We start from the raw sequence: 25,266 nt of genomic DNA on the forward strand, positions 1-25,266 counted from the left end.
CTAAAAATTAGGGCTTTGTTATATCTAAAAGTTTAATCTTATCGGTATAATTCACAATTTTGATTGTGATTGGATCTTCGTTTGCATTTCGACCCTTAATGATATAAAGCTTGCCTTTTTCAAAATCAACATTACTTTGATCAAAGTCAACTTTCCCGTATTGCAGCGATTTTCGGATATCGTCTTCGACTACCCAGCCTTCTTTTAATTTAAATTCGGCATCTGAACTATAGTGCACAGGCTTGCTTCTCAAATCTTTCAATACTCTACAATTGGGTAAATAGCAAAACTCTGTTTTCTTTTCTCCAAAAAAGTAAAATAAAAACATGCAGCCAATCAATAGGCCAAACAAATAATACGCAAGTCTTTGTATAAAACTCATTTCTTTAAAATTTGTACAAAAGTAGCAATATCGCGTTGTAAAACTAAATAATTGGCAAAAAATTAGAAGGCAAAAAGTCGAATGTCTTTGTAATCCAAGTTAAACCAATCCGCAACCACCTTATTTGTAATTAAACCTTTATAGGTATAAATACCAGATTTTAAGACATTATCTGTAAATACGGTGCCTTCTAGGCTGCCATTGTCTGCAAATTCTAAAAGAAAAGGAGTGATCACGTTGCTAATAGCCATAGAAGCCGTCTTGCAATAGCGCGAAGTAATATTGGGTACACCATAGTGAATCACTTCATATTTTCTTTTGATTGGTTGCTCGTGTGTGGTCAGTTCTGAAGTTTCAAAACATCCTCCATTGTCAATGGCTACATCGATAATCACCGCATCTCTTTTCATGCTCTCGACCATGGTTTGCGTAACGACAACAGGGGCTCGATTTTTGCCGCGAATAGCGCCAATAGCAACATCGCATCGCATCAAGGCTTTTAAAAGAATTTTATCTTGAATCGTAGAAGTTGAAACAGGAAAGGGCAAGTTGTTTTGTAAACGTCTCAATTTTTGTATAGAATTGTCGAAAATTCGAACGTTAGCTCCCATGCTAATAGCTGTCTTAGCCGCATATTCAGCTACAATTCCCGCTCCTAAGATGACAACTTCTGTGGGAACGACCCCCGTGATATTACCCATTAATAAACCTTTGCCATTGTTGGTAGTTGTCATTAGCTCTGAGGCAATTTGGATGGACGCTATGCCCGCTAGTTCACTTAAAATACTGGTTGCGGGAAAAGAACCGTGCGTGTCTTGAATGAATTCAAAGCCAATTGCCGATATTTTTTTCTTTGCCAACGCTTTGAAATAGGCTGGATCAAGTGTTTTTAACTGAATGGTTGACCACAATACACTATGCGGAACCATAAGCTTGATTTCGTCCAACGTAGGGGGAACAACCTTAACGACAATTGGACAACCAAATACCTTTTTCGCATCAGTTGTAATTTCTGCTCCTGCCTTGCTGTATTCTAAATCACTGTAACTAGAAGCGTCTCCTGCTCCCTTTTCAATCAAGACACGATGTCCGTAGGCATGAAGTGTTTGCACCGCTTCAGGTGTGATGCAAATTCTCTTTTCAACTGTGAAGTTTTCTTTTGGTACACCAATGAATAATTCACCTTTGCGTGGCTCTACAAGTAAGCATTCCTCTTGTGGAAGTAAGGTCTTTTTTGAAAAAGGATACATTTTAGACATAGGTTATTCGTTATGCATTTGTAAGTGTTAATTGTCGCTCTAGGGTAGCCAAGATCACGATTTCTATTGTGCTGTGATTTTCGGGAATTAAATTGGGCGTTTTGTCAGGCCATTCAATAAAACACCAATCTCCACTGTATAGATATTCCTCAAATCCAAAATCATAAGCTTCTTCCTCTTGCTCGATGCGATATAAATCGAAGTGGTATAGAGAAGCGGTAGAACTGGGAATTTCATAGGCATTGACAATAGAAAATGTAGGACTACTCGTCATTTGCGTTATGCCCAATTGCTTGGCTAATGCTTTGATAAAAGTCGTTTTTCCAGCTCCCATTGGCGCGCGAAATAATACAATTTTATGCGTGAGTAACGGCAAAATTTTAGCAGCAATGCTATCAATATCTTCCAGTTGATAAGTGAATTCCATTTATTTTGGGTTTAATATGATAAAAGGAACAATCATTTCTTCGAGCGATATACCTCCATGTTGGTAGGTATTTCTAAAATAAGATACGTAGTAATTGTAATTATTTTGATAGGCTAAGAAACAATCATTTTTTGCAAAAATAAAGGAACTACTTAGATTTATCGCGGGCAACTGAATCTTTTTTGGATCTTTCACCACATAGACGTCTTTCTTTTCGAAAGTTAAACTTTTGCCCGTTTTATAGCGAAGATTTAGACTTGTGTTTTTATCTCCTATAACCTTTGACGGTGTATTGCAATTAATTGTTCCGTGATCTGTTGTGATGATGAGTTTATAACCTGCTTGTTGTGCTTGTTGAATAACATCTAACAGGGTAGAGTTCTTAAACCAACTGGTCGTTAAAGAACGGTAAGCTTTGTCGTTGGACGCCAGTTCTTTTATTACTTCCATTTCTGTTTTGGCATGAGACAGCATATCAACAAAATTATAGACAATCGTAATCAATTGATTGTGCTTGATTGCATTGAAATTATCCACGAGCTTTCGACCGTCTTTTTGTCCGACAATCTTAAAGTACTCATTGGGAACAGTTAAGCGCAAGCGCTGTAATTGGGCCTGTAAAAAGTCGTTTTCATGTAAATTTTTTCCTCCTTCATCGATGTCGTTTTTCCACCAATTGGGATGCATTTGTTCCATTTGTAAAGGAGTTAATCCTGAAAAAATAGCATTTCTAGCGTATTGCGTTGTAGTTGGTAAAATGGAGAAAAAGGTGTGTTCAGTTTCTATTTTATAATAGTTGGAAACAATAGGCTCAAACGATCTCCATTGATCGTATCGCATGTTGTCGATGACTAAAAATAGAATCTTATTATTTTCCTTTTTTAATTCAGGTACCACCCATTTTTTGAATATTTCATGAGAAAATGTCGGTCGGTCTGAAGTTGAATTGATCCAGGTTTCGTATTTCTTTTCAATAAATTTACCGAATAAGCTGTTGGCTTCACTTTTTTGACCTTCTAAAATATTGATGAGGTTTTGATCCTCGATATCTTCGAGCTTACTCTCCCAAAATAACAGTTTTCGATAGAGCGAAATCCAGTCTTCATAGGTGTTAATTGCCATCAAATCCATGGCGATATTTCGGAATTCCTTTTGATAGCTTAAGGATGATTTCTCAGAGACAATACGCGAATCGTCCAAGTTCTTTTTTAAGCACAATAAAATCTGATTGGGATTAACGGGTTTGATAAGATAATCTGCAATCTTAGCACCAATGGCTTCTTCCATGATGTATTCCTCCTCACTTTTGGTAATCATTACAGCAGGAAGGCTGTTTTTGATGCTTTTGATTTCATTTAAGGTTTCTAGCCCCGTTAGGCCAGGCATGTTTTCGTCTAGAAAGACAATGTCGAAATGATGTTGACTAACGAGTTCTATCGCATCAGCACCATTAGTCGCCGTTGTAACAGCGTAATTTTTTTTTTCTAAAAAGAGAATATGCGGTTTTAATAGATCAATTTCATCATCAACCCAGAGTATATTAATTGCATTCATAGTATAAAAGTTCAACAATTTAAATTTTGTACAGTTTGCTGTATGTCTTTTTATTCGAAAGATTACAGTTAATAACGTAAAAAATATAAATATACATATAAATATAGGGAGTAAATTTTGTATTCCAATTTAGGAAGCGATATTTTTGTTGATATTTAAGAAGTTAATGTATTACTCGTTTATTATTCCTGTTTACAATCGGCCCGATGAAACAGATGAATTGTTAGCTAGTTTAACTAAGCAAACGTTTCAAGGTGACTTTGAGGTGGTAATTGTAGAAGATGGATCAACTGTTGATTCGAGATCTATCGTGGAGAAATACCAAGATCAACTCGATATATCGTACTATTACAAAAGCAATTCAGGTCCTGGAGATTCTAGAAATTACGGCATGCACAAAGCAAAAGGGACCTACTATATCATCTTGGATTCGGATTGTATCATACCTCAAGACTATTTGCGTGTAGTAGATTTGTATTTACAAGAAAAATACGTCGATTGTTTTGGTGGTCCAGATCGCGCGTTAGCTAGTTTTACTGCTGTACAAAAAGCGATAAATTTTGCGATGACTTCCTTTCTGACCACTGGAGGGATACGAGGAGGTTCGGAACGCTTGAGCAAGTTTCAACCCCGTAGCTTTAATATGGGAATTTCTAAAAAAGCCTTCTCCCTGTCTGAAGGATTTGGAAAAATTCACCCAGGAGAAGATCCTGATTTAACCATTCGGCTGTGGAATTTAGGTTTCCGTTCAGAGCTTTTTCCCGATGCTTATGTCTATCACAAGAGGAGAATCGACTGGAAGAGATTTTATACGCAAGTTCATAAATTTGGAAAAGCACGACCTATTCTCAATCAACGCTATCCAGAATATGCCAAAATGACGTATTGGTTTCCAAGCCTTTTTATGGGAGGATTGATTATAAGTCTTTTATTCCTATTGTTTGGCTTTTATTTGCCTTTTTTGCTTTATCTGTTATATTTTTTCTTAGTTTTTGTAATATCTTTGAAGGAAGAAAAGAGTTTTAAGGTTTCAGTTTTGTCAATGTGTGCTGTTTTTATGCAATTTTATGGCTATGGTACAGGTTTTGTCAAATCAAATTACATCTTGCATATCTTAAGACAAAAACCAGAAAAAGGAATGCCAGAAATGTTTTTTAAATAACAACAAAGCAGATGAGTATTATTGTAGGTTTAACAGGTGGAATTGGCAGTGGAAAAACCACCGTTGCCAAATTGTTCGAAAAGCACGGAGTTCCTATCTATATTGCAGATGAACGCGCGCGAATGATTATGGATCAACCCGAAGTAGTACAAGCAGTACAACAAATCTTCAAGACCTCCGTTATTAATGAATTCGGATTATTGGACCGCGCTCGAATTAAAGCCTTGGTTTTTGACGATAAAACACTGTTGGAGCAACTCAATCAGGTTGTGCATCCACGGGTGAAAAAAGATTTTGAAGATTGGCTAGCAGCACAGCACAACAGCCCTTTCGTTATTAAAGAAAGTGCAATTTTGTTTGAAAATGGACTAGAAAAAGACTGTGATGTAGTCATTCTTGTCGTTGCAGCAGAAGAGGTTAGAATTGAAAGAGTTATGGCAAGAGATGGTGTTTCAAAAGAACAAGTATTGAAAATTATTGATAATCAAATGAAAGACGAAGAAAAGATAGGAAGAAGTCAGTATATAATTGAAAATAATAACAAAAAAACAATTGAAAGTGATATTATTTCGATAATACGTGATATTAATTTAAAAAATCATTTAATTTAATCGGTTAATTTTATGTTAACTACTAGGGAATATACATTATTAATCATAATTTTGAATTGCGATGAATAAATTACGATTTAGAGTACTTGTCGGTATAATGAGTTTTTCATTAATTGGAATCATCATCGTACAATTATATTGGATTGTTAGTTCGTATAATAATAACGAAGAACAGTTCAAGTATCATGTTCAACAAGTTATTGGAAATGTAGCAAACGCCATTGAGCAGAATGAAGCGATGGAGTTTTATAAGATGTACAATAACTTGAAGGATAGTATTGGCGAACCGCCAAAACAAAGTGAATTAAAAGAGATCGTTTTTTATGAGCGCAATCCAAGAACAAATGAGTCGGTTTTTTACTCAAACACATTGGTTCTTGAAGATTTTAATTTGCGAAGTTCGTTCTTTGATAAAAGAGCCGATAGTACAAACATCAAGAGCTTTGTAGCTAGGCGTAAAACAGAAATCCACAAAGGAAATTCTTTTGATCGGGGTGGAGATAATTTACATCAAAACTATCCGGATGAAGTAATTGAGAAATCGGGAAATCTAGACGTACTAGACAAGGCGCAATTTGAAATATATTTCAAAGATATTGTTGCGTTAAAACGCGTAGACGAGCGAATTTCGAAAGAGAAACTCGATGAATTGCTCAAAAACGAATTACATCAATATGGCGTTAATGCCAAGTATGAATTCGGCGTCTACAATAAAGGATTAGCAACAAAAATAAAGTCAGATGATTTTGAATACAGTGAAGGATCAACTTATGGAGTTCCCGTTTTAAAAAGTAATGACGGAAAAAGTAAGTATCACTTGTATGTGACATTTCCAGAAAAGAGTAAATATTTGTTTTCTTCTTTAATCGGAATAACCTTTTTGTCTATTTTATTTACGGTTGTAATTATTGCCGCCTACTTAAATGCGATTAATCAATTGATTAAACAGAAGCAAATTTCAGAAATGAAAACGGACTTCATTAATAATATGACGCATGAGTTTAAAACGCCTATAGCTACAATAAACCTAGCCTTGGATGCAATTAAAAACCCGAAGGTAATAGGAAACGCCGAAATGGTTGAGCGATACCTCAATATGATTCGGGAAGAGAATAAGCGCATGCATGCACAAGTTGAAAATGTGCTTCGAATTTCAAAACTCGAAAAGAAAGAGTTTGAATCGGATAAAGAAGCCGTAGATATTCACGAGGTTATTGAATCAGCTGTGGATCATGTCAGTTTAATTGTCCAAGATAGAGGAGGAGAGATAAATCTTCATCTCGATGCAAGGCGATCGGATATTTTAGGAAACGATTTTCACTTGACTAGTGTCATGGTGAATATGTTAGATAATGCCATTAAATACTCAAAAGAAAGACCTATCATTGATGTATATACTGAAAATATCAAAGATTTTATCTTGATAAAAGTAGTCGATCAGGGAGTGGGAATGAGTAAAAATGCACAGAAGAGAATTTTTGATAAATTCTATCGTGAGCATACAGGAGATTTACACGATGTAAAGGGACATGGATTGGGGTTAGCCTACGTTCAACAAATAGTTGAAGACCACAATGCACAGGTATATGTTGAAAGTGAGAAAGGTAAAGGAAGTACGTTCATTATAAAAATGCCATTAATAAATTAATCAATATATATGGAAACAACAAACAACAAAAAGATTTTATTAGTAGAGGACGATCCAAACTTTGGAGCGATCTTGAAAGATTATTTAGCGATTAATGACTTTGAAGTTACATTAGCTAAAAATGGAATGGAAGGATTCGAAAAGTTTAAACGCGATACTTTTGACCTTTGTATCCTTGACGTCATGATGCCTTATAAAGACGGATTTACATTAGCCAAAGAAATTCGCGATAAAAATAAGGAAGTGCCTATTATTTTCTTAACTGCAAAATCAATGAAAGAGGATGTGTTAAGAGGGTATAAAGTTGGAGCAGACGATTATTTAAATAAACCTTTTGATTCAGAAGTGTTATTGATGAAAATCAAAGCGATTATTCATAGAAAAACATCTGAAGTTAAAACGGATAATACAAAATTTGAGTTCCAAATTGGTAAGTTTCATTTGAATTCTAAATTGAGATTCTTGACTTTCCAAGACCAAGAGCCAATTAAGTTGTCCCCAAAAGAAAATGAACTGCTAAAACTATTGGCAATTTACGAGAACGACTTGATGCCAAGAGAAGTTGCTTTAACGAAAATATGGAGAGATGATAATTATTTTACTTCTCGTAGTATGGACGTTTATATTGCAAAATTGAGAAAGTATTTGAAATTAGACGAAGCTGTTGAAATTTTGAATATTCACGGAGAAGGATTCCGTTTAGTAGTAAAAGGAGAAGGAGAAGAGTAATCTTTTCTTTGTATAAAATAAAAGGAGTAAGATTTTTTCTTACTCCTTTTTTTATTATAGTAATCGGTTTTAATTTTCTGAGAAGATTAATCGTTCTTTAATCGAAAAAAACAAAAAACAAAAAAGCGAAACTAGTTCTTCTTTGGACTAATAATTTTTACATCTTGAAAGGCGATTGCACCGCGAATAATACCCAATATAGTTTCGTGTAAAGCTTGAATAATTTGGAGCTTTAAGTCGTTAGTTGTGTGAATTAAACTAATTTCTCTTGCAGGTTGAGGGGAAGCGAATTGCACTAAGTTTTTTTGATCGTCTTGTGTGAGTTGAAGTGTGTGTAAGTAAGGTAAAAGCGTGTAGCCTAAACCTTCCTTAGACAGTTGAATTAAGGTTTCGAAACTTCCGCTTTCTAGTGAAAAAGGTCGATCGGTCTCCTCACTTTTATTTTGGCAAATATTGATAATTCCATCTCGGAAACAATGTCCATCTTGCAACAATAAAAGTTGTTTTAAATCCAGCTGATCTGTTGTTATTTTTTCTCCAAATTCACGTTGAAATTCTGAAGGGATGTAACCGACAAAAGGCTCGTAATACAATACTTTTTCTCGAATGTCTTCTAAGGCTAAAGGCGTTGCTACAATGGCGGCATCTAGGTATCCGCCACGCAGTCGTGTTATGATTTCTTCGGTTGTGTATTCTTCAATGATTAAGTGTACCTTAGGGTATTTTGAGATGAATGTTTTGATAAACATTGGGAGTAGTGTTGGAGTAACCGTGGGGATTATTCCCAGTTTGAATTCTCCACCAATGAATCCCTTTTCTTGATCAATGATGTCTTTAATTCGGTTCGATTCATTGACTATCTTATGCGCTTGCTCAATAATAACAGCGCCAATGGTAGTTAGTTGAATGGGTTTGGTTGTGCGATCAAAAATTTGAACGCCTAATTCATCTTCTAATTTTTGAATTTGCATGCTCAATGTTGGTTGAGTAACAAATGATTTTTCTGCTGCAAGGGTGAAGTTTTTATGTTCAGCAACAGCTAAGGCATATAATAGTTGAGTAATAGTCATAGCTTAAAAAGGATGAAAAGTAAAATGAGTATCCAAGATACAATATTAATCCTCTATCTTTTCCAGTTCTTGATAATTTTTCATTAAACGCTTGATTAGAATACCGTAAACAAGGCGGTAGTAAAGCCAAATAACGCCAAAAAACAAAAGAAATAAAACCGTAAAAATACCGATAATAAACAAGTAATACTTCCAACCATGTGTAGGGTCATTATCCATGCTCAATACGCTGATAGCAGCATAGAGCGAGATAAGTGAAATAACGGAAATATTGATAGCAATATAGTAATTGACCATTTTCTTCGTTTGAAGAATGTGTCGCATTAAATTTTTCGTGTTATCCGCTATGCGAATTTTGCGATATTTGATGTAGAATAAAACAATGAATACCCCAGAAATAGCGCCGCTAACGTAGTCAATATTATTCACAATGAATTCAAAAATAGGGCTATTGCTGTTTTTTAATTCACTGTCTTCATTAAACAGGAAAAGACTAGCGAGGTTGAGCAGTAAAAACTCAACGAGGCTAATGATGAAAATCCACATGACAATTGAAGATGATTTTTTGTGAATCATCCCTTGTATTTCATCCTTTGACACTTTTGGAAAGTTGTGATTGGCATTCCAGTGTTTTTTTAATAAGTCAAGTTCATCCATGCTATAGTGAATCCTTACGGATTTAATATTTTTTTTAATTTACTTTTAATTCGATTCATTTTTACTCGGGCATTGACTTCGCTTATCCCTAGTGTATCTGCTATCTCTTCATAGGATTTGTTTTCGAGATACATAAAAACGAGTGCTTTGTCAATATCGTTCAATTGATGCAGGGCACGATACATCAATTTGAGCTGTTGTTCTTCCTCTTCGTTGTATTCCTGATATTCGAAATGGTGAATTATAGGATTAAAACTCGTCGTGGCAATTTGTCTGTTTTTCTTCCGGAAAAGTGAAATAGCGGTATTTAAGCCGATTCTATAAGCCCAAGTGGTGAATTTAGATTCTCCTCTAAAACTAGGATAGGCTTTCCATAGTTGAATCGAAATTTCTTGAAACAAATCTTTGTGTGCAGACTCCTCATCTGTATACAAGCGACAGATTTTATGGATGAGATTTTGATTCTCGTCCAATAAGGTGATGAATTCTTGCTCTAAATTATTTTGTTTCATATTGTAATTAGTTGATCAAATATGATAATTGTTACATTTTTTAGTCTTGTTTTTTTTTAATTTCAATTTTTTCAAGATAGCGCTTTCTTTTGAAAGGAAGATTTTTACGTTATAAAGAAACAAAACGATAATTTATAATCATTCTGTATTATAAGTAAGATCTTTTAAACATATCTTTTTTTTAATAATTATTTGAAATAATTATTAAATTTAGTACAAATTAAAAGTATTTATAACTATAAGTTCTAAAATGCTATCTATTTTGTTTTTTGTTTGTAATTGAGAGGGGGATAGGATACTTTTTTTGGTATTATTCATGTGGTTAATCTCAAGGAACAAGGAATTTAGGTTATCGTATGATGTAAAGAATTAATTATTAAAACAAAAATAAGATGAATACACTCTCAAGAAAGATTGTAATGGCGGGGACTGGATTGTTTCTGTGTTTCTTTTTACTTATTCACTTTTTAGGTAATACACAGTTATTTCTAGAACCTGAACATGCACAGCAAAGTTTTAATGCCTATTCCCATTTTTTAACTGGGAATCCTTTGGTAAAAGCCGTGTCTTATGTGCTTTATTTGTCCATTTTAGGACATGCCATTTACGCGTTAATTATTACTTCGAAGAACCAAAAGGCGGGTGGAAATTACAAACGGGACAACAGAGGCAGAGCCAGTAAGTGGTATAGCCGAAATATGGGAGTCTTAGGTGTCATTATTTTAATCTTTCTCGTCCTTCATTTTCAAAACTTTTGGTACGTCTATAAATTTGGTGAGATTGGCGTGGATGCAAACGGCAATAAAGACTTGTATACGGTTGTCGTGACAGCCTTTCAAGAGCTTTGGCTTGTTGTTGTATACGTTATAGCGATGATTGCCTTAGCGTATCACTTGATTCACGGTATTGCAAGTGGAATTAGAACCTTGGGGTTGTTCCATCCTAAATACGTACGATGGATTACTATAGTCGGAATCGCCTACTCGGTTATCTTATGTGTTGGTTTCGCTTTAATGCCTATTTATATTTATATCACCCATTAATACAAGTTGTTATGAAATTAGATGCAAAAATTCCTGAAGGACCATTAGAAGAAAAATGGTTTAACTATAAAAAAACCGCTCGTTTAGTCAATCCTGCGAACAGAAAGAAATTGGATGTTATTGTAATAGGAACTGGATTAGCTGGTAGTTCTCTAGCGGCTTCTTTGGGTGAAATGGGATATAATGTAAAATCATTTTGCTTTCAAGATACTCCTCGTCGTGCGCACTCAGTGGCGGCTCAAGGGGGAGTGAATGCAGCTAAAAACTATAAAAATGATGGAGACAGTATTTACAGAATGTTTGTGGATACGTTAAAAGGAGGTGATTTTAGAGCAAGAGAAGCGAATGTATATCGTTTGGCTGAATGTTCGGTGAATTTAATTGATCAAGCTGTAGCACAAGGAGTTCCATTTGGTAGAGAGTATGGAGGTTATTTGAACAATCGATCATTTGGTGGTGTTCAAGTGAGTAGAACCTTTTACGCTCGTGGACAAACGGGACAACAATTATTGTTAGGTACCTATCAAGCGCTTATGCGTCAAGTAAACAAGAAAACAGTGGAGTTGTATTCTTCACACGAAATGTTGGATTTGGTGCTGGTTGACGGAAAAGCCCGTGGGGTTATTGTGCGAAATTTAGAAACAGGAGAAATTGAAAGACATGCAGCACATGCCGTTGTTTTAGCAACAGGAGGTTTTGGTAAAATATATTATTTGTCAACGCTTGCTATGGGATGTAATGGCTCTGCTATATGGAGAGCACATAAAAAAGGAGCTTTCTTTGCTTCTCCAAGTTGGACGCAAATCCACCCTACTTCTTTACCTCAATCCGGAGATTATCAGTCTAAATTGACGTTGATGTCTGAATCCTTGCGAAATGACGGTCGTATTTGGGTTCCTAAAAATCTGAATGAAACCAGAATCGCTAATGATATTCCAGAAGAAGAAAGAGATTATTACTTAGAAAGACGCTATCCTGCTTTTGGAAATTTAGCGCCACGTGATATTTCCTCTCGTGCAGCAAAAGAACGTATCGATGCTGGACATGGAGTAGGAGCCCTTAAAAATGCGGTTTATTTAGATTTTTCTAAAGCTATTCGCGAACAAGGACAAGCTAAAATTGCAGAGAAGTACGGTAACTTATTCACAATGTATGAGAAAATTACTGGAATCAATGCGTACAAAGAACCCATGATGATTTCCCCTGCTGCCCACTTCTCGATGGGTGGACTTTGGGTAGATTACGAATTAATGACGACAATTCCTGGTTTATTTGCCTTAGGAGAAGCGAATTTCGCTGATCATGGTGCGAATCGATTGGGAGCGAACTCTTTATTACAAGCTTCGGTTGATGGTTATTTTATTGCGCCTTATACCATTGCCAATTATTTAGCCGATCAGATTCGAATTGGCAAAATTGCCACGGATCATCCTGCCTTTGAGCAAGCTGAAAAGGAAGTGAAAGAGAAATTAGAGCACTTATTGAATATTAAAGGCGATAAAACCGTAGATTATTACCACAAAAAGCTAGGTAAATTACTTTATGATTATTGTGGTTTGGCTCGTACAAAAGAAGGGCTGGAATTTGCAATCGAAGAGATTAAGAAATTAAGAGATGAATTTTATAAAAACGTGCACGTACCAGGAACCAATGAGACAATTAACTCAGAATTAGAAAAAGCGGGACGTGTGGCAGATTATTTAGAAATAGGAACGTTGATGTGTTATGATGCTTTAACGCGTGATGAATCTTGTGGCGCTCACTTTAGAGAGGAGTACCAAACCGAAGAAGGAGAAGCTGCTCGTAATGATGAGAAATTCCAGTTTATCTCTGCATGGGAATGGCCAGGATCGCTAGATCAAGAACCTATTTTGAATAAAGAAGAACTAACATTTGAATACGTAAAACCGACTATCCGTAGTTATAAATAATTGAGGCTATGAAATTGAATCTTAAAATATGGAGACAGAAAGATCGCAAATCACAAGGTAAACTTGTGGAATATGCGATAGATAATGTAAATACACATATGTCTTTTTTAGAAATGTTGGACACCCTAAATGAACAATTAATTTCGAAAAAAGAAGATCCTATTGAATTTGATCACGATTGTAGAGAGGGAATTTGTGGGCAATGCGGGGTTGTAATCAACGGAAATGCACACGGACCTCTAGAGAACACTACGACTTGTCAGTTGCACATGAGAGAATTTAAAGATGGAGAAACCATTTTGATTGAACCTTTTAAAGCGGCGGGTTTTCCAGTCAAAAAAGATTTAAAAGTAGATCGAAGTGCGTTTGATCGAATTATTTCTGCCGGGGGATATGTTTCTGTTAATACAGGGCAAGCTCCAGAAGCAAATACAATCCCCGTATCACATGAAACGGCAGAAGCCGCCTTTGATTCGGCAGCTTGTATTGGTTGTGGTGCTTGTGTAGCGACGTGTAAAAACGGTAGTGCAGCTTTATTTACTTCAGCAAAAATTACCCAATTGGCGTTGTTACCTCAGTCGCAACAAGAGCGAAAAGAACGCGCATTAAATATGATTGTGCAAATGGATGAGGAAGGATTTGGACATTGTTCGAATACAGAGGCTTGTGAGGTAGAATGTCCGCAGGGAATTTCCGTGTTGAATATTGCTCGTATGAACTACGAGTACAATCGCGCTAGTTTTCTCAAGTTTAAAAAGAAGTAAAATGAAACATCAATTCGGTTTTATATCAAGCCTATTCCTCTGTGGAATAGGCTTATTGTCTCCAATCGACAGTATAGCACAAGAAAGTGCTCTCAAAGGAGACCTAGCAGTTGCACAAGACACGATACGAATATTTGAAGATAAAATTATCTTGAATGATGCGACGCAGACCTATCCTCAATTTAAAGTAGGAGGAGTTTTTCAAGCGCGATATTTAGATAATTTCAAACGAGGCGTAGACATCAATGGCTTGCACTATGGCGATGTAGAGGGGACGAATAACTCCTTTGAAATTAAGCGTATGCGTGTCTCGATGAATGCCAAAGTAACAGAAAATCTAGAAGTGGTCGCGTTGGTCAATCTCGCTGATTTTAAGTCAGACCCCAAAACTAAAGTATTGGAAAATGCCTACGCGAAATATACACTCAATCGTTATTTACAGTTTACTGTAGGACAGTTTAGACCGTTGTTTGGTATGGAAGAAACCTATCCTGTTGATGTAGTAAAGTCAATCGATTACTCTAATTCCTACTATATGTTTGGAGATAATGGTTGGACGAGTTTCCAAGTTGGAGCGGCTATTACCGGAAGCGTGGATTTGGGACCTATTCCCATGAGCTACGGGGTTTCTGTAACGAACGGAAATGGTAAAAATAAAACAGATAACGACGATGGTAAACACTATTCGAGTAGATTGTTGTTTAATGTAGATGCTAAACACAAAATTAATGTAGGCGTAAGTGGTGGTATTGGCGAAGTGCAACGACAAACAGTCTATGCTGTTGGAGCAGAAGCGACGGCATTTTTTCCTATGGGAGACCGCTGGAGTATTGATTTTCAATTAGAAGCTAAACAAGGAACCAATCATCAGTTGTATTATACACAACCTGTAGATCAACGCATTGGAGAGGTAGACGATTATCTGATGAAGAGTTTTTATGTTTTGCCGAATATTCGTTATGAGTTAGGCAAAAAACGCCTACAAACTATTGAGTTTGCTTGTCGTTATGAATATTTAGATGGCAGTGCACACCTCAATTCCAATGGTAGACAAAGCTGGGTGCCTATGGTGAGTTTAGAATTTTTAAAGAATTACGGTGCGCGTTTGCAAGTGGGAATGCAAATAGATAATTATAAAATGAATATCGAAGGGACGAAGTCTTACAATTCAAACCTTGCCTTTATTCAATTTCAGTGTCGATTACAATAAACAAACAACGATAAACAACAACAAACAACACTAAAAAACTCCTTCTATGAAAGAAGTAAATTTAAAAAATTTCGGAATAACCGTTGTAATCGGGATATTATTGTGGTTTTGTCCCATCCCAGAGGGAGTGACGCCAGAAGCTTGGCATTTATTTGCGATTTTTGTGAGTACCATTTTGGGAATTATCCTCAAAGCCGCTCCAATGGGAACCATGTGTATGATTGCCGTGGGACTTACTGCCTTTTTTCAATTGTTAGCTCCTGGAAATGCAGGACAATCGATAACCTTGAGCTTAAAGGGATTTGGGGATAAAGTTATTTGGCTAATTGGAATTTCCTTCTTTATTGCTAGAGGGTTTATTAAAACGGGCTTAGGTAATCGCATTGCTTATTTATTTATCCGCGCTTTTGGAAAAAGTACCTTGGGCTTAGCTTACGGATTAGGATTAGCTGATTTAGTATTAGCTCCCGCAATTCCAAGTAATACGGCTCGTGGTGGGGGAATCATTTACCCTATTATGAAATCGATGGCCATGAATTTTGGTTCTGACCCAACGAAAGAAGAAACCAAGAAAAAAGTAGGTTCTTTCTTGACCTTGAACTGCTATTATCTGAACCTCATTACTTCAGCTATGTTCTTAACCGGAACAGCAAGTAATCCAATGTGTCAGAAGTTTGCTGCAGATATTGGAGTCAATATCAGTTGGATGAATTGGGCAGTCGGAGGTTTTGTACCTGGTGTTGTAGCTTTTATCATTACCCCTTTGGTCTTATATAAAATTTATCCTCCTGAATTAAAGAAAACAGGTGATGCTCCTAAGATAGCTGCAGCGAAATTAAAAGAAATGGGAAAGTTGACTTTACCTGAAAAGTTGATGTTATTGACGTTCTTTATCTTGCTTTTCTTGTGGATAACAGGAGATTTATTTACTATTGACGCAACAACTACTGCTTTTATTGGACTGTCAATCTTATTGTTGACCTCTGTGTTAACTTGGGAGGATGTCAAGTCTGAAAAAGGCGCTTGGGATACGATTGTGTGGTTTGCCGTATTAGTTATGATGGCAAGTTCTTTAAATACCCTCGGATTTATCGGTTGGTTTAGTGATCTAGTCAAAGCGCAAATGGGAGGAATTGATTGGCATTATGCCTATCCTTTACTTGTTATTGTTTACTTCTTTAGTCATTATATTTTTGCCAGTGCAACGGCTCACGTTGCTGCAATGTATGCGGCGCTGCTCGGAGTTGGCGTGTCACTAGGGGTGCCGCCAATGTTATTAGCCTTAACGCTTGGATACATGGGGTCTATCTACGGTACATTGACACATTATGGACACGGACCTGCTCCTGTATTCTTCGGAAGTGGATATGTCGAATTGAAGGCGTGGTGGATGTATGGGTTGATTATCGGATTATTGCTCTTAGCTATTTATTTAGTTGTAGGAACAACTTGGCTGAGTATTATTGGTTATTTTTAAATAAAAAAGTTATCTTTAAAGACCCTTTATTTTATTGATAAAGGGTCTTTTTAGTAGCGCTTACTATATGGAAGAAATTGTTTTATTTTGGTTTCGTAGGGATATTCGTTTGCATGATAATGTAGGCCTCTATCATGCCGTTCAATCAGGGAAAAAAGTACTGCCACTATTCATTTTTGATCCAGCTATTCTTGAACAATTTCCCTCAAAAGAGGATAAACGTATTCCTTATATTTATGGTGCTTTAGAACACATCAATCGCGAGTTGGATGGCTATAATAGTCAAGTGTTTGTCTATCACGATTCCGTGTTGGCTGTTTTTGAAGAATTGATACAAACGCATGTTATTTCGGCTGTTTATACCAATACTGATTATGAACCTGAAGCAATGAAACGGGATAACACAGTTCAAATGCTACTAGCGCAAAAGAATATTCCTTTTTACAAGTATAAAGATCAAGTGATTTTTCATCAGGATGAACTGCTGAAAAGTGATCATACGCCTTATAAAGTCTATACACCTTATGCAAAACTATGGCGAAGTAGATTGACGGAACAGGATTTACACGCTTGGACAGTAGCGTTCAAATCGGATTATTTTGTCGCTAAAAAAGAAGGTCAAATTTGGCCTAGTTTAAAGCAGTTAGGTTATTTAGAAAGGGAAGTGGTTTCGTTTGAAGCGCCTGATTTTGATTCGGTTATTATTCAGAATTATACAGCTAATCGCGATTTTCCAGCCTTAGATGCCACGACGCGTTTGGGGATTGCCCTGCGTTTTGGAACAGTGTCTATCCGCGCTTGTGTGAGACAGGCTTTGCATAACAATGAAACTTGGTTGAGTCAATTGATTTGGAGAGAGTTTTTCATGGCTATTTTATATCATTATCCACATTCGGCGCGAATGTGTTTTAAAAAGGAATATGAAAATATCCAATGGCGAAATAATGAAGGGGAGTTTGAGGCTTGGTGTAAAGGAGAAACAGGCTATCCTCTAGTAGATGCAGGAATGCGAGAATTAAATGACACAGGTTATATGCACAATCGAGTACGCATGGTTGTCGCTAGTTTTTTAGTGAAGCACTTGTTGATTGATTGGCGCTGGGGAGAAGCGTATTTTGCGCAAAAATTAAAAGATTACGATTTAGCACTTAATGTAGGCAATTGGCAATGGGCCGCAGGATGTGGTTGTGATGCAGCACCGTATTTTAGAATTTTTAATCCAGCTGAACAACAAAAGAAATTCGATAAAGAGAAACAGTATATCAAACGATGGGTACCCGAATATGAAACGGATACGTATGTTGACCCTCTTGTAGAACATAAATTCGCGAGAGAACGAGCATTACTGGCTTTTAAACAAGCATTGAAATAAAAACTTATAAAATCCTTTAACTATGAAAAAATGGAAAATTTGGGTAGCTAATTTAGCTTTAGCAGCCTTTTTACTACCAGTAGCATCAGATGCTTATGCGTGTACCCGAGTGGTATACAAAGGGCCTAAAAATACAATTATCACCGCGCGTTCGATGGATTGGAAAGATGAAATTGATCCGAATATTTGGGTGTTTCCAAGAGGAATGGAACGCACAGGGGAAGTTGGAAAAGCTTCTGCGAAATGGAAATCAAAGTACGGCAGTGTGATTGTTTCTGCTTTTGATATCGCGACAACAGATGGAATGAATGAAAAAGGTCTAGTAGCGAATATTCTGTGGTTAGTTGAATCTCAATATCCTGATTATGATCCAAATGGAAAGCAAAAAGGGATGAGTTTGGCGATTTGGGCACAATATGTATTGGATAATTATGCAACAGTTGCTGAAGCAGTTACTGATTTACAGAAAAATCCAATCGCTGTTGTTACTGCAAATACACCCGGACGTACAACTTTAGCTACAGTACACTTAACCATGTCAGATGCAAAAGGAGACAATGCGGTGTTGGAGTACATCGATGGAAAATTAAAAATCTACCACGATCCTTCGTACACAGTAGTTACAAATTCACCAACGTATGATAAACAGTTAGCTATTCGCGATTATTGGGCATTCTTACCAGGAAATCAAGTATTGCCAGGAACAGGACGATCAGAAGATCGCTTTGCTCGTGCATCATATTATGCTACGGCTGTAGATCAAAGTGACGATACAATGGTAGCCCTTGGATCGGCATTTAGTGTGATTCGCAACTGTTCGGTTCCTTATGGTGTTCACATTGAGGGATACCCGAACTTATCTTCAACCAAATGGAGAGCAGTATCAGATCAGAAAAATTTAGTGTACTATTACGAAGATCCCTTGACTTTATCACCGTTGTGGTTGGATTTGAAAACATTGGATTTTGGCGAGAAAAACAAAGTGAAAAAACTTGATGTTTCACAAAGACAACAATATTTTGGTTTATCGAATGACAAATTAGTAGAGAGTAAACCATTCCAATTTATGGGAATTTAGTTTCAATTTGAATCGGAAGATAAAAAAGCAATGCAATACCGCATTGCTTTTTTTATGGAAACGCATTTGAAAGAGAAATAGGTTAGAAATGCTTAACTTTGAGAAAGGTTAATCCAAAATGAATTATGAAAAAGTATAAATTACTGTTTGTTGTAGGTGGAATGTTGCTGTTGAGTAGTTGTTCGTATAAACACGCGTATCAACCAATTGTATTTTCTAAATTAGATACAACAGCCAATTATGAGGCTTTGACCGAGCGTTATGCAAGCGGGGAAGAAACGAACTATATACCTAAGAAAGAGCAAAAAGAATTATATCAAGGCGTAAATGAAAAGGTAGCCATTCAAGATGTAGCCAATGTGCGCGAATTAGGTGGTATTATTACCCAGGATCAACGCGTAATTAAGGCAGGACATTTTTACCGCAGTGGTCATCTGGGTAAATTAAAAAAGAAGAATTTCAAAACGTTAGAACAATATAATATTACACAAGTCATTGATCTAAGGACAGACAGAGAGATTAAAAAGCATCCCGATCGCTTACCTTCAACTATTCAATATTACAACGAACAAGCCTTTGATGATTCTGAAGATATGTTTAGTAAAGCTAGAAAAGAAGTTTTGAAAGGACGTGTCACAGTTGAAGAATCAAATAAAGCAGTCGAGGATTTTTACGGTATTTATGTATTGGATAACCCGCAGAAGATTCGCGAGATTGTTGTGCGCATGTTGGATAGTGATCAAGCTACTCTATTTCACTGTTCAGCAGGAAAGGATCGCACGGGGATGATTGGTGCCATTGTATTGAGTATTCTCAACGTTGATCGAGAAACGATTATGGAAGAGTATTTATTATCTAATAACGGGCGTGTGGACGATGTGTCAAGTCGAATGAAATTAGCGAAATTTGGGAAGTTTCTCTTTCCGAAAATAGACTATGAAGTAATTGAGAACTTTTCGTGGATTAAGCCCAATTATTTAGAGGCGATGTTTGCGGCTATAGAAACAAAATATGGCTCGATGGATTCATATATCAAAGATGGATTAGATATTTCAGATGCACAGCGTCAGGCGTATATCGCTAAACATACCGTAATTTTAGAGTAAATTTGTCATTCAATCGTAGGAAAGAAAGTATATGAATCAGTTGAAACAAGAGCATATAGCCCTTTTAGAGACTATTGCAAAGAATAATAACAAACCGTGGTTTACCGAAAATAAACCGCAAATTGACGCCGTTTTTACGGAGGTAAAGGGTTTTTTTAAGGCTGTTTTTGATCAAATGGCTGTCGTGGATGAGGTAGAGCTATTTCACGTGCACCGCTTATACCGAGATGTGCGTTTTTCAAAGGATAAAACGCCCTATAAAACTTATTTTGGCTTGCATATTGGAAGAAAGAAACCTTTACTTCGAGGTGGATATTACCTGAATATAGAACCCGGAAAGAGTTTTGTTGGTGGAGGGTTTTGGGAACCGAATAAAGATGATTTATTGCGCATTCGAAAAGAAATTGCCTTGGATGATTCTGAATTGCGCGAAATTATAAGTCATCCACTATTTGTTCAAACCTTTGGAGGTTTAATGGGCGAGGAGTTGAAAACGGCTCCTAAGGGCTTTGATAAAGAACATCCTGCCATTGATTTACTGCGCAAAAAACAGTTTTTGGTTATGCGTTCGTTTACCGATGAGGAACTAATCCAACCTGACTTTATAAACGAAGTTATTCAAACTTTTGAAGTGATGAAACCCTTCTTTGACTATATGTCTGAAGTATTGACTACCGATGTCAATGGAGTGAGCTTATATGAGTAATGGAAAGAAGAAAGAAGAAAGAGGAAAGGAGTGAATTTTCTGTAGGAAGGAAATACGTTCTTGTAAACTAGAATCTAACAACTTCACAAAAAAACAAAAAAGCCAAAAGGAGAGTGAATTTTCTGTAGGAAGGAAATACTTTCTTGTAAACTAGAATTTGACAACTTCGCAAAAAAACAAAAAGGCAAAATACCCTAATCAAAAAGGTCTAAGATGTTACATCTTAGACCTTTTTGATTAGGGTATTTTAATAATTAAGTTGTACCCATCCACTTTTTGTTTTTCCATCACTTTCAAGGATATAGAAGTAAGTACCTGCTGGTAAAACCTTACCTGATTTGTCTTTTCCATCCCATTGTTTGGTATATCCCTTGCCATGGCGATATACTTCCAAACCATTTCGATTGTATATTTTGATGGATTCAACTTGATGGTATGTTAAATCAAACGTATCGTTGTTTCCATCTCCATTAGGAGAAAAGCCTTTTGGAATAGGACAATCCTTGTATTGAATTGTAAAGGAATGTTCATTGGTACACCCTAGATCTGTTGTATCGTCTTTTGCGTAGATATACAAGGTTGTACTACTTGTTATTTCTGTTCCAGCAAATAATTCAATTCCCTGACCATTAGACTCTGTGTAATAGTGATTATTTACTCTGAGTGGAGGGAGGATGAAATTCTTACATTGTACTACTTGATCTTCTATATAATCCACTTCTATTTCAGGATGTAGTAGTAGAGAGAATGAAGTTTCACTGATGCAATTGTGTTCGCTATTTTCAAGGTAAATATACAAGGTTGACAGTCCTAAAATATCATAGCGGTCTCCGCTTTTGAACTTTCTTCCTTGTCCTTGAGGCGCACTGAAATATGCCTCGTTCTCTTTTAGTTGAGGTAGAATGTATTGACTGCAAGCTTCGATATGCTCTAGCTGAGTCATTTTGATCGGCAGTTGACGAATAACTTCAAATGAATCGGTCTTTATACATTTTGTATTAATATTTGTGACTTTGACATAAACTGTTCGGCTATTTTTAACTAGCAAGTCACTAGTTAAGGGCTGTGTTAGTTCAGGGTCAAGGTAATACTCTACTTCAAAATTAAAGTCTTCAATTGTTTGTAAAGTGGCAGTTATCGCTGCTTTATGTGAATCGATTTCAATAGCAACTTCGTCTTCTGTAGTTGTGCTACAGGTATAGAAATCAGGTAAAGGAGGTAAGGTAATATCATCTTTGATAAAGCTATATACGCGTTCTAATACTCGTTTATCCCCTAAGCATGAAAAATAGGTTGCTCTAGCAGTATAGTTTACTGTTTCCTCTACTGAAATAGTAATTTCTTTATCAGTAGAATAAACTACTCCATCTTTGTACCACTTAAAATCCACACTCGACTCGCCGTGAGGAATAAATCGCCAAGCTTCTTCAGTAGTACTCCATTGGTCTGTATTGCGTTGATAGGGTACATGGGCTAAGGTTCCATCGCTATTTTGCATACCGAGTAAACTGTTGATATTTGTATTGCCATCATCTGCTATTACTAAAGGTTTGTTTTTCAGGTAAATCTCAATGCTATTAGTTCCTTCATATAAGACTACTTGGATGGTCTGTAAATCCTCAAAATACACTGATATTGGATCCTGCTCTGCTAGAGGTACTTGATATAAATTAAAAACAAATGAACGACAAGGATATTCACCGTATGTGTTATAGTTAATCGAATAATCTGCAATAGCTTGTGTAGTGTCAATAGCTTGCAAGGCACCAAATATCGCATTGAGATAAGGAGCTTCGCTTCCCGTACTAGCATTTGGAATCGGTTGATTTAACACCAGTGGGGTATTGCTGTTTGGTGTGTATCTTCCATTTGTTGTGGTACCCGCTATGCTAAACGTAATCGCTCCATTAGGGGATAGTAAAGCCTTGTTGTACGTTTGACCATAGAAACAAAAATCAAAACCTAAATCAATGACAGAAGACCAAGTGTTTGCTGCACTTAGCTCAGTTGTTTCTGCTCCAAAAAACGGATAGGGAGGACTAAAAGGGATCGACTCAATTACATAGTCATCTGTTTTTCTTGCTTGTGCATAGTCAATAGTAAGCGTTTGTTTATGCGTTTCTTTTCCACATAAAATGTATTGGTTGTTTTCATTTTGAGGTAAATCGACTTCGCTTGCTTGAAGGTCAGCACAGCTATATGTATTGAAATAACCATAGGTTTTAGGGATAGACCAAATACTTTTACCGTCTACTCGGTTTTCACACCTTGAGCGGACATAGTAAGTATAGTAACGTCCTTCTATAGGGTTTTCTACTTGCAGCACAGGATCATTATCCACTAAAATCCCCGTGCTTGTTTCTGTAGGAGGTGCTTGACCTTGTTCTGTAATAAAAACTTCCCATTGGGTAGCTCCCCCTTGAGGGGTCCAAGAAAGCTCAACAGCTGTATTTTGATTGATGAAGTTTGCTTGTAAATCCGTAGGACTTAAGCAGTCTGTTACCTTTATTTTTAAATTGTCGATGGCAATTGGAGGCTGACTAGGCATGTTTAACCCAGTGAACCATTGGAAATGCAAGCGCATCACTCGACCTTGCCATTGACTTACATTGACTACAAAGGATTCTGTTTGCCATCCATTTGAATTGAGATAATAGGGTTGACCAATATCCGTTTGGGTATTAGATCCCATGGCGGAGTAACTCAGCTTAAAGTAATCTTTAGGGAGATTGTTTATCATTCTTCCCCCTACGTGATAATCAAAAGATACCTCTATTTCAAGAGCGTCTTCAGGAATGAAAATATCCCTATGCGTACTTGTCCATTGATCTAGTAAAGCAAAATAGTTGTAGTTGGGAGTGATGTCATTAGCGATATGCAAGGATTTATTCCCCGTTCTACTTATGACATTGCTTATAATCCAGTGATTATAGCGTTGAGTTAAGGGTGGACTATTCGTAGGAAACCAGTTATCCTCTCCTTCAAAATCTTCAAAATAAGGGAGGGTAGCAGGGGTTTGTTCTGTAGTAAATTGTTTCCTATACCATACACTTTTACCTGCGTTGCCACATATCCTTCGATAATAAATTGTATAGATAGTATTTGGTGTTAAATTTTCGAGTTGATAGGGAAACGTCACAGCAGCATGGGTTGGTGTGCTATTTCGATATAAGGTTAGATTTGAAGCACCCATTGCGATAATTAAATCATAGGTAGAGGCAAGATCCGCTGAACTAATTTGTGCTGTAGTTGATGTAATAGAATTAATAAATACATCAGTATTCCTGCAATTAGAATAACTGATTTTTAGATTGTCAATGGCAATAGGAGGTTGCTCTCCATTGGTGTTATCATTAACCCATTCGAAGATTAAGTAGTAATGAGGGCTAACATCCCAAAAAGGAAACGGAAACTCGTTTCTAGTCACGGGAATTTCTAAGGAAACGGGAATAAAAGTGTTTGATTGTTCATGAAATGAGGGAGAAAATTGTTTAACACGATGAATGAGACGATTGCGAATAGGAACGCGAGGAATGTAATTATTACCCGGAAGGACAACGTAGATATTTAGTTTGTCTTTGTCTACCTCACCCAATACGCGGGCATCAAAATCAACGTAAAGACTTGTAATGTTTTCTGGTAGATTGAAGGGGATATAGGTTAACGATACTTGTTCTTTTGTTGTGGTGTAGGTGTTGGTTTGCCCTTGATTATCTGAGATGTATAAGGCCTTATTTCCGCCATTATTCGTAGCGGTACCAATATGCCAAGCATTGGTATCGTCATGGATAAAAGCAAAGGAAGATTCATTTTCAAAGTCGGTAAAATAAGGGAGGTTTATAGGTGTTGGCTCAGGTTGAGCGGGTGGAATATCTTCGATAATGACATTGGTGATGATAAATCTGCAGTTTTCACTTCTGTTATCTGCTACTCGAAAAGCTAGATTGATATCACCAGTAAATGCTTGGTTGTTCTCGTTTTTCAGATCAACAACAATTTCTTTATAATCTCCTCCATAGGCATCAAAGTGATCAACGGAAAAAAGCTCATGTGTAAAATATTCTTCTAAGGGTCCTGTAGTAGAAAGTAATACTTTAAAATTGAATTGGGCAAAACGGCTAGGTGTAGGTTGATCCTGAACAGCGTCAGCTATTTTATATAAAAATCGAAGGCGTTGATTTCCGGTTAGTTTTACTTTTGGAGAAATCAACCAGGCATCTTCTCGTTGAGTGAGATCATTGTTGATTAGAATATTAGCTGAGTTTGGGTTGTTTGTCGGATCAGCGGTTGGAGAATCTATCTTCCATGTAACCCTACTGGTGATTGGACTAGCAACAGACCAGCAAGAAACCGATTCACTATTGGAAGTAAAATATTCTATAAATGGGAGAGAGATAAAGGGTTGTGTACAATCCAAGTCCTCTGTTTCATTTAATGTTTGATTTAGTACAGTATACCCGTTTGTTTTATTTAAGGATAAAACTAGAATTGGAATAAAAAAGAATGTTAAAATAGTAGTTAAAAAAAGTACTCTATGTTTTTTGTTTTTAATCATTTTTACATTTTTT

Annotated in this window: 21 protein-coding genes; 13 read left to right on the forward strand and 8 right to left on the reverse strand. The window is 36.5% G+C overall.

What is annotated here, in order from left to right; all coding sequences use genetic code 11:
• Positions 1–7: 7 nt before the first annotated feature.
• The 4 genes from FBR08_RS11980 to porX form a co-directional block, all read right to left on the reverse strand.
• Positions 8–382 carry a DUF4258 domain-containing protein gene (locus tag FBR08_RS11980; RefSeq protein WP_158962927.1) on the reverse strand — a complete coding sequence of 125 codons (375 nt, stop codon included), beginning with the start codon at positions 380–382 and terminating at the stop codon, positions 8–10.
• 62 nt (positions 383–444) lie between these two features.
• The gene (locus tag FBR08_RS11985) at positions 445–1,641 is read right to left on the reverse strand and encodes an alanine dehydrogenase (RefSeq protein ID WP_158962928.1); all 1,197 of its coding nucleotides are present in this window, start codon (positions 1,639–1,641) and stop codon (positions 445–447) included.
• A 10-nt stretch (positions 1,642–1,651) separates the two neighbouring features.
• Complete coding sequence (tsaE, locus tag FBR08_RS11990) at positions 1,652–2,068, reverse strand: tRNA (adenosine(37)-N6)-threonylcarbamoyltransferase complex ATPase subunit type 1 TsaE (protein WP_158962929.1); 417 nt, start codon at positions 2,066–2,068, stop codon at positions 1,652–1,654.
• A complete protein-coding gene (gene porX, locus FBR08_RS11995; protein ID WP_158962930.1) occupies positions 2,069–3,622 on the reverse strand; it encodes a T9SS response regulator signal transducer PorX in 1,554 nt (517 codons plus the stop codon). It lies immediately after the preceding gene.
• A 166-nt stretch (positions 3,623–3,788) separates the two neighbouring features.
• Between porX and FBR08_RS12000 the strand changes: the two genes are divergently transcribed.
• The 4 genes from FBR08_RS12000 to FBR08_RS12015 all read left to right on the forward strand — a co-directional run bounded on the left by FBR08_RS12000 (position 3,789) and on the right by FBR08_RS12015 (position 7,772).
• On the forward strand, positions 3,789–4,784 hold the full coding sequence (locus FBR08_RS12000; RefSeq protein WP_158962931.1) for a glycosyltransferase: 996 nt from the start codon (positions 3,789–3,791) through the stop codon (positions 4,782–4,784).
• 11 nt (positions 4,785–4,795) lie between these two features.
• Positions 4,796–5,395, forward strand: a complete 600-nt coding sequence (coaE, locus tag FBR08_RS12005) for a dephospho-CoA kinase (RefSeq protein ID WP_158962932.1) — start codon at positions 4,796–4,798, stop codon at positions 5,393–5,395.
• Positions 5,396–5,456: 61 nt separating this feature from the next.
• Positions 5,457–7,043 carry a sensor histidine kinase gene (locus tag FBR08_RS12010; RefSeq protein ID WP_158962933.1) on the forward strand — a complete coding sequence of 529 codons (1,587 nt, stop codon included), beginning with the start codon at positions 5,457–5,459 and terminating at the stop codon, positions 7,041–7,043.
• A 9-nt stretch (positions 7,044–7,052) separates the two neighbouring features.
• Positions 7,053–7,772 (forward strand): response regulator transcription factor, encoded by a 720-nt coding sequence (locus tag FBR08_RS12015; RefSeq protein ID WP_002986137.1) that lies wholly within the window; start codon positions 7,053–7,055, stop codon positions 7,770–7,772.
• A gap of 131 nt (positions 7,773–7,903) precedes the next feature.
• Here the strand turns inward: FBR08_RS12015 and FBR08_RS12020 are convergent, their stop codons facing one another.
• Genes FBR08_RS12020 through FBR08_RS12030 form a run of 3 tightly spaced genes read right to left on the reverse strand, consistent with a single transcriptional unit; the run spans position 7,904 to position 10,011 of the window.
• The gene (locus FBR08_RS12020) at positions 7,904–8,842 is read right to left on the reverse strand and encodes a LysR family transcriptional regulator (RefSeq protein WP_158962934.1); all 939 of its coding nucleotides are present in this window, start codon (positions 8,840–8,842) and stop codon (positions 7,904–7,906) included.
• 45 nt (positions 8,843–8,887) lie between these two features.
• Positions 8,888–9,499, reverse strand: coding sequence for a hypothetical protein (locus FBR08_RS12025; RefSeq protein ID WP_158962935.1), 612 nt, complete (start codon positions 9,497–9,499; stop codon positions 8,888–8,890).
• A 14-nt stretch (positions 9,500–9,513) separates the two neighbouring features.
• Positions 9,514–10,011, reverse strand: a complete 498-nt coding sequence (locus tag FBR08_RS12030; protein WP_158962936.1) for an RNA polymerase sigma factor — start codon at positions 10,009–10,011, stop codon at positions 9,514–9,516.
• A gap of 392 nt (positions 10,012–10,403) precedes the next feature.
• On the opposite strand from FBR08_RS12030, the gene FBR08_RS12035 reads away from it, so the two are divergent.
• The 9 genes from FBR08_RS12035 to FBR08_RS12075 all read left to right on the forward strand — a co-directional run bounded on the left by FBR08_RS12035 (position 10,404) and on the right by FBR08_RS12075 (position 20,698).
• Positions 10,404–11,054: a succinate dehydrogenase cytochrome b subunit gene (locus tag FBR08_RS12035; protein WP_158962937.1), complete on the forward strand. Its 651-nt coding sequence runs from the start codon at positions 10,404–10,406 to the stop codon at positions 11,052–11,054.
• 11 nt (positions 11,055–11,065) lie between these two features.
• The gene (locus tag FBR08_RS12040; protein ID WP_158962938.1) at positions 11,066–12,985 is read left to right on the forward strand and encodes a fumarate reductase/succinate dehydrogenase flavoprotein subunit; all 1,920 of its coding nucleotides are present in this window, start codon (positions 11,066–11,068) and stop codon (positions 12,983–12,985) included.
• Between the two features lie 8 nt (positions 12,986–12,993).
• Positions 12,994–13,749 (forward strand): succinate dehydrogenase/fumarate reductase iron-sulfur subunit, encoded by a 756-nt coding sequence (locus FBR08_RS12045; protein ID WP_158962939.1) that lies wholly within the window; start codon positions 12,994–12,996, stop codon positions 13,747–13,749.
• A gap of 1 nt (position 13,750) precedes the next feature.
• Positions 13,751–14,959 (forward strand): porin, encoded by a 1,209-nt coding sequence (locus FBR08_RS12050; RefSeq protein WP_158962940.1) that lies wholly within the window; start codon positions 13,751–13,753, stop codon positions 14,957–14,959.
• Between the two features lie 46 nt (positions 14,960–15,005).
• On the forward strand, positions 15,006–16,436 hold the full coding sequence (locus tag FBR08_RS12055) for an anion permease (protein WP_158962941.1): 1,431 nt from the start codon (positions 15,006–15,008) through the stop codon (positions 16,434–16,436).
• A 67-nt stretch (positions 16,437–16,503) separates the two neighbouring features.
• On the forward strand, positions 16,504–17,808 hold the full coding sequence (locus FBR08_RS12060) for a cryptochrome/photolyase family protein (RefSeq protein ID WP_158962942.1): 1,305 nt from the start codon (positions 16,504–16,506) through the stop codon (positions 17,806–17,808).
• Between the two features lie 22 nt (positions 17,809–17,830).
• The gene (locus FBR08_RS12065) at positions 17,831–18,886 is read left to right on the forward strand and encodes a linear amide C-N hydrolase (protein ID WP_158962943.1); all 1,056 of its coding nucleotides are present in this window, start codon (positions 17,831–17,833) and stop codon (positions 18,884–18,886) included.
• Between the two features lie 125 nt (positions 18,887–19,011).
• Positions 19,012–19,992: a tyrosine-protein phosphatase gene (locus FBR08_RS12070; protein WP_158962944.1), complete on the forward strand. Its 981-nt coding sequence runs from the start codon at positions 19,012–19,014 to the stop codon at positions 19,990–19,992.
• A 31-nt stretch (positions 19,993–20,023) separates the two neighbouring features.
• Positions 20,024–20,698: a DUF2461 domain-containing protein gene (locus FBR08_RS12075; RefSeq protein WP_158962945.1), complete on the forward strand. Its 675-nt coding sequence runs from the start codon at positions 20,024–20,026 to the stop codon at positions 20,696–20,698.
• 247 nt (positions 20,699–20,945) lie between these two features.
• Here FBR08_RS12075 and FBR08_RS12080 read toward each other — a convergent pair whose 3' ends face one another.
• The gene (locus FBR08_RS12080; RefSeq protein WP_158962946.1) at positions 20,946–25,253 is read right to left on the reverse strand and encodes a T9SS type B sorting domain-containing protein; all 4,308 of its coding nucleotides are present in this window, start codon (positions 25,251–25,253) and stop codon (positions 20,946–20,948) included.
• Positions 25,254–25,266: the final 13 nt, after the last annotated feature.

It is taken from the genome of Myroides fluvii, from assembly GCF_009792295.1.
Lineage (GTDB): Bacteria > Bacteroidota > Bacteroidia > Flavobacteriales > Flavobacteriaceae > Flavobacterium > Flavobacterium fluvii_A.

Coding starts and splice junctions, on each gene's coding strand:
- porX (WP_158962930.1), bottom strand. CDS start 3,622: ATGAATGCAATTAATATACTCTGGGTTGATGATGAAATTGATCTATTA.
- FBR08_RS12025 (WP_158962935.1), bottom strand. CDS start 9,499: ATGGATGAACTTGACTTATTAAAAAAACACTGGAATGCCAATCACAAC.
- coaE (WP_158962932.1), top strand. CDS start 4,796: ATGAGTATTATTGTAGGTTTAACAGGTGGAATTGGCAGTGGAAAAACC.
- FBR08_RS12045 (WP_158962939.1), top strand. CDS start 12,994: ATGAAATTGAATCTTAAAATATGGAGACAGAAAGATCGCAAATCACAA.
- FBR08_RS12000 (WP_158962931.1), top strand. CDS start 3,789: ATGTATTACTCGTTTATTATTCCTGTTTACAATCGGCCCGATGAAACA.
- FBR08_RS11980 (WP_158962927.1), bottom strand. CDS start 382: ATGAGTTTTATACAAAGACTTGCGTATTATTTGTTTGGCCTATTGATT.
- FBR08_RS12035 (WP_158962937.1), top strand. CDS start 10,404: ATGAATACACTCTCAAGAAAGATTGTAATGGCGGGGACTGGATTGTTT.
- FBR08_RS12040 (WP_158962938.1), top strand. CDS start 11,066: ATGAAATTAGATGCAAAAATTCCTGAAGGACCATTAGAAGAAAAATGG.
- tsaE (WP_158962929.1), bottom strand. CDS start 2,068: ATGGAATTCACTTATCAACTGGAAGATATTGATAGCATTGCTGCTAAA.
- FBR08_RS12065 (WP_158962943.1), top strand. CDS start 17,831: ATGAAAAAATGGAAAATTTGGGTAGCTAATTTAGCTTTAGCAGCCTTT.
- FBR08_RS12075 (WP_158962945.1), top strand. CDS start 20,024: ATGAATCAGTTGAAACAAGAGCATATAGCCCTTTTAGAGACTATTGCA.
- FBR08_RS12060 (WP_158962942.1), top strand. CDS start 16,504: ATGGAAGAAATTGTTTTATTTTGGTTTCGTAGGGATATTCGTTTGCAT.
- FBR08_RS12080 (WP_158962946.1), bottom strand. CDS start 25,253: ATGATTAAAAACAAAAAACATAGAGTACTTTTTTTAACTACTATTTTA.
- FBR08_RS11985 (WP_158962928.1), bottom strand. CDS start 1,641: ATGTCTAAAATGTATCCTTTTTCAAAAAAGACCTTACTTCCACAAGAG.
- FBR08_RS12030 (WP_158962936.1), bottom strand. CDS start 10,011: ATGAAACAAAATAATTTAGAGCAAGAATTCATCACCTTATTGGACGAG.
- FBR08_RS12070 (WP_158962944.1), top strand. CDS start 19,012: ATGAAAAAGTATAAATTACTGTTTGTTGTAGGTGGAATGTTGCTGTTG.
- FBR08_RS12050 (WP_158962940.1), top strand. CDS start 13,751: ATGAAACATCAATTCGGTTTTATATCAAGCCTATTCCTCTGTGGAATA.
- FBR08_RS12010 (WP_158962933.1), top strand. CDS start 5,457: ATGAATAAATTACGATTTAGAGTACTTGTCGGTATAATGAGTTTTTCA.
- FBR08_RS12020 (WP_158962934.1), bottom strand. CDS start 8,842: ATGACTATTACTCAACTATTATATGCCTTAGCTGTTGCTGAACATAAA.
- FBR08_RS12015 (WP_002986137.1), top strand. CDS start 7,053: ATGGAAACAACAAACAACAAAAAGATTTTATTAGTAGAGGACGATCCA.
- FBR08_RS12055 (WP_158962941.1), top strand. CDS start 15,006: ATGAAAGAAGTAAATTTAAAAAATTTCGGAATAACCGTTGTAATCGGG.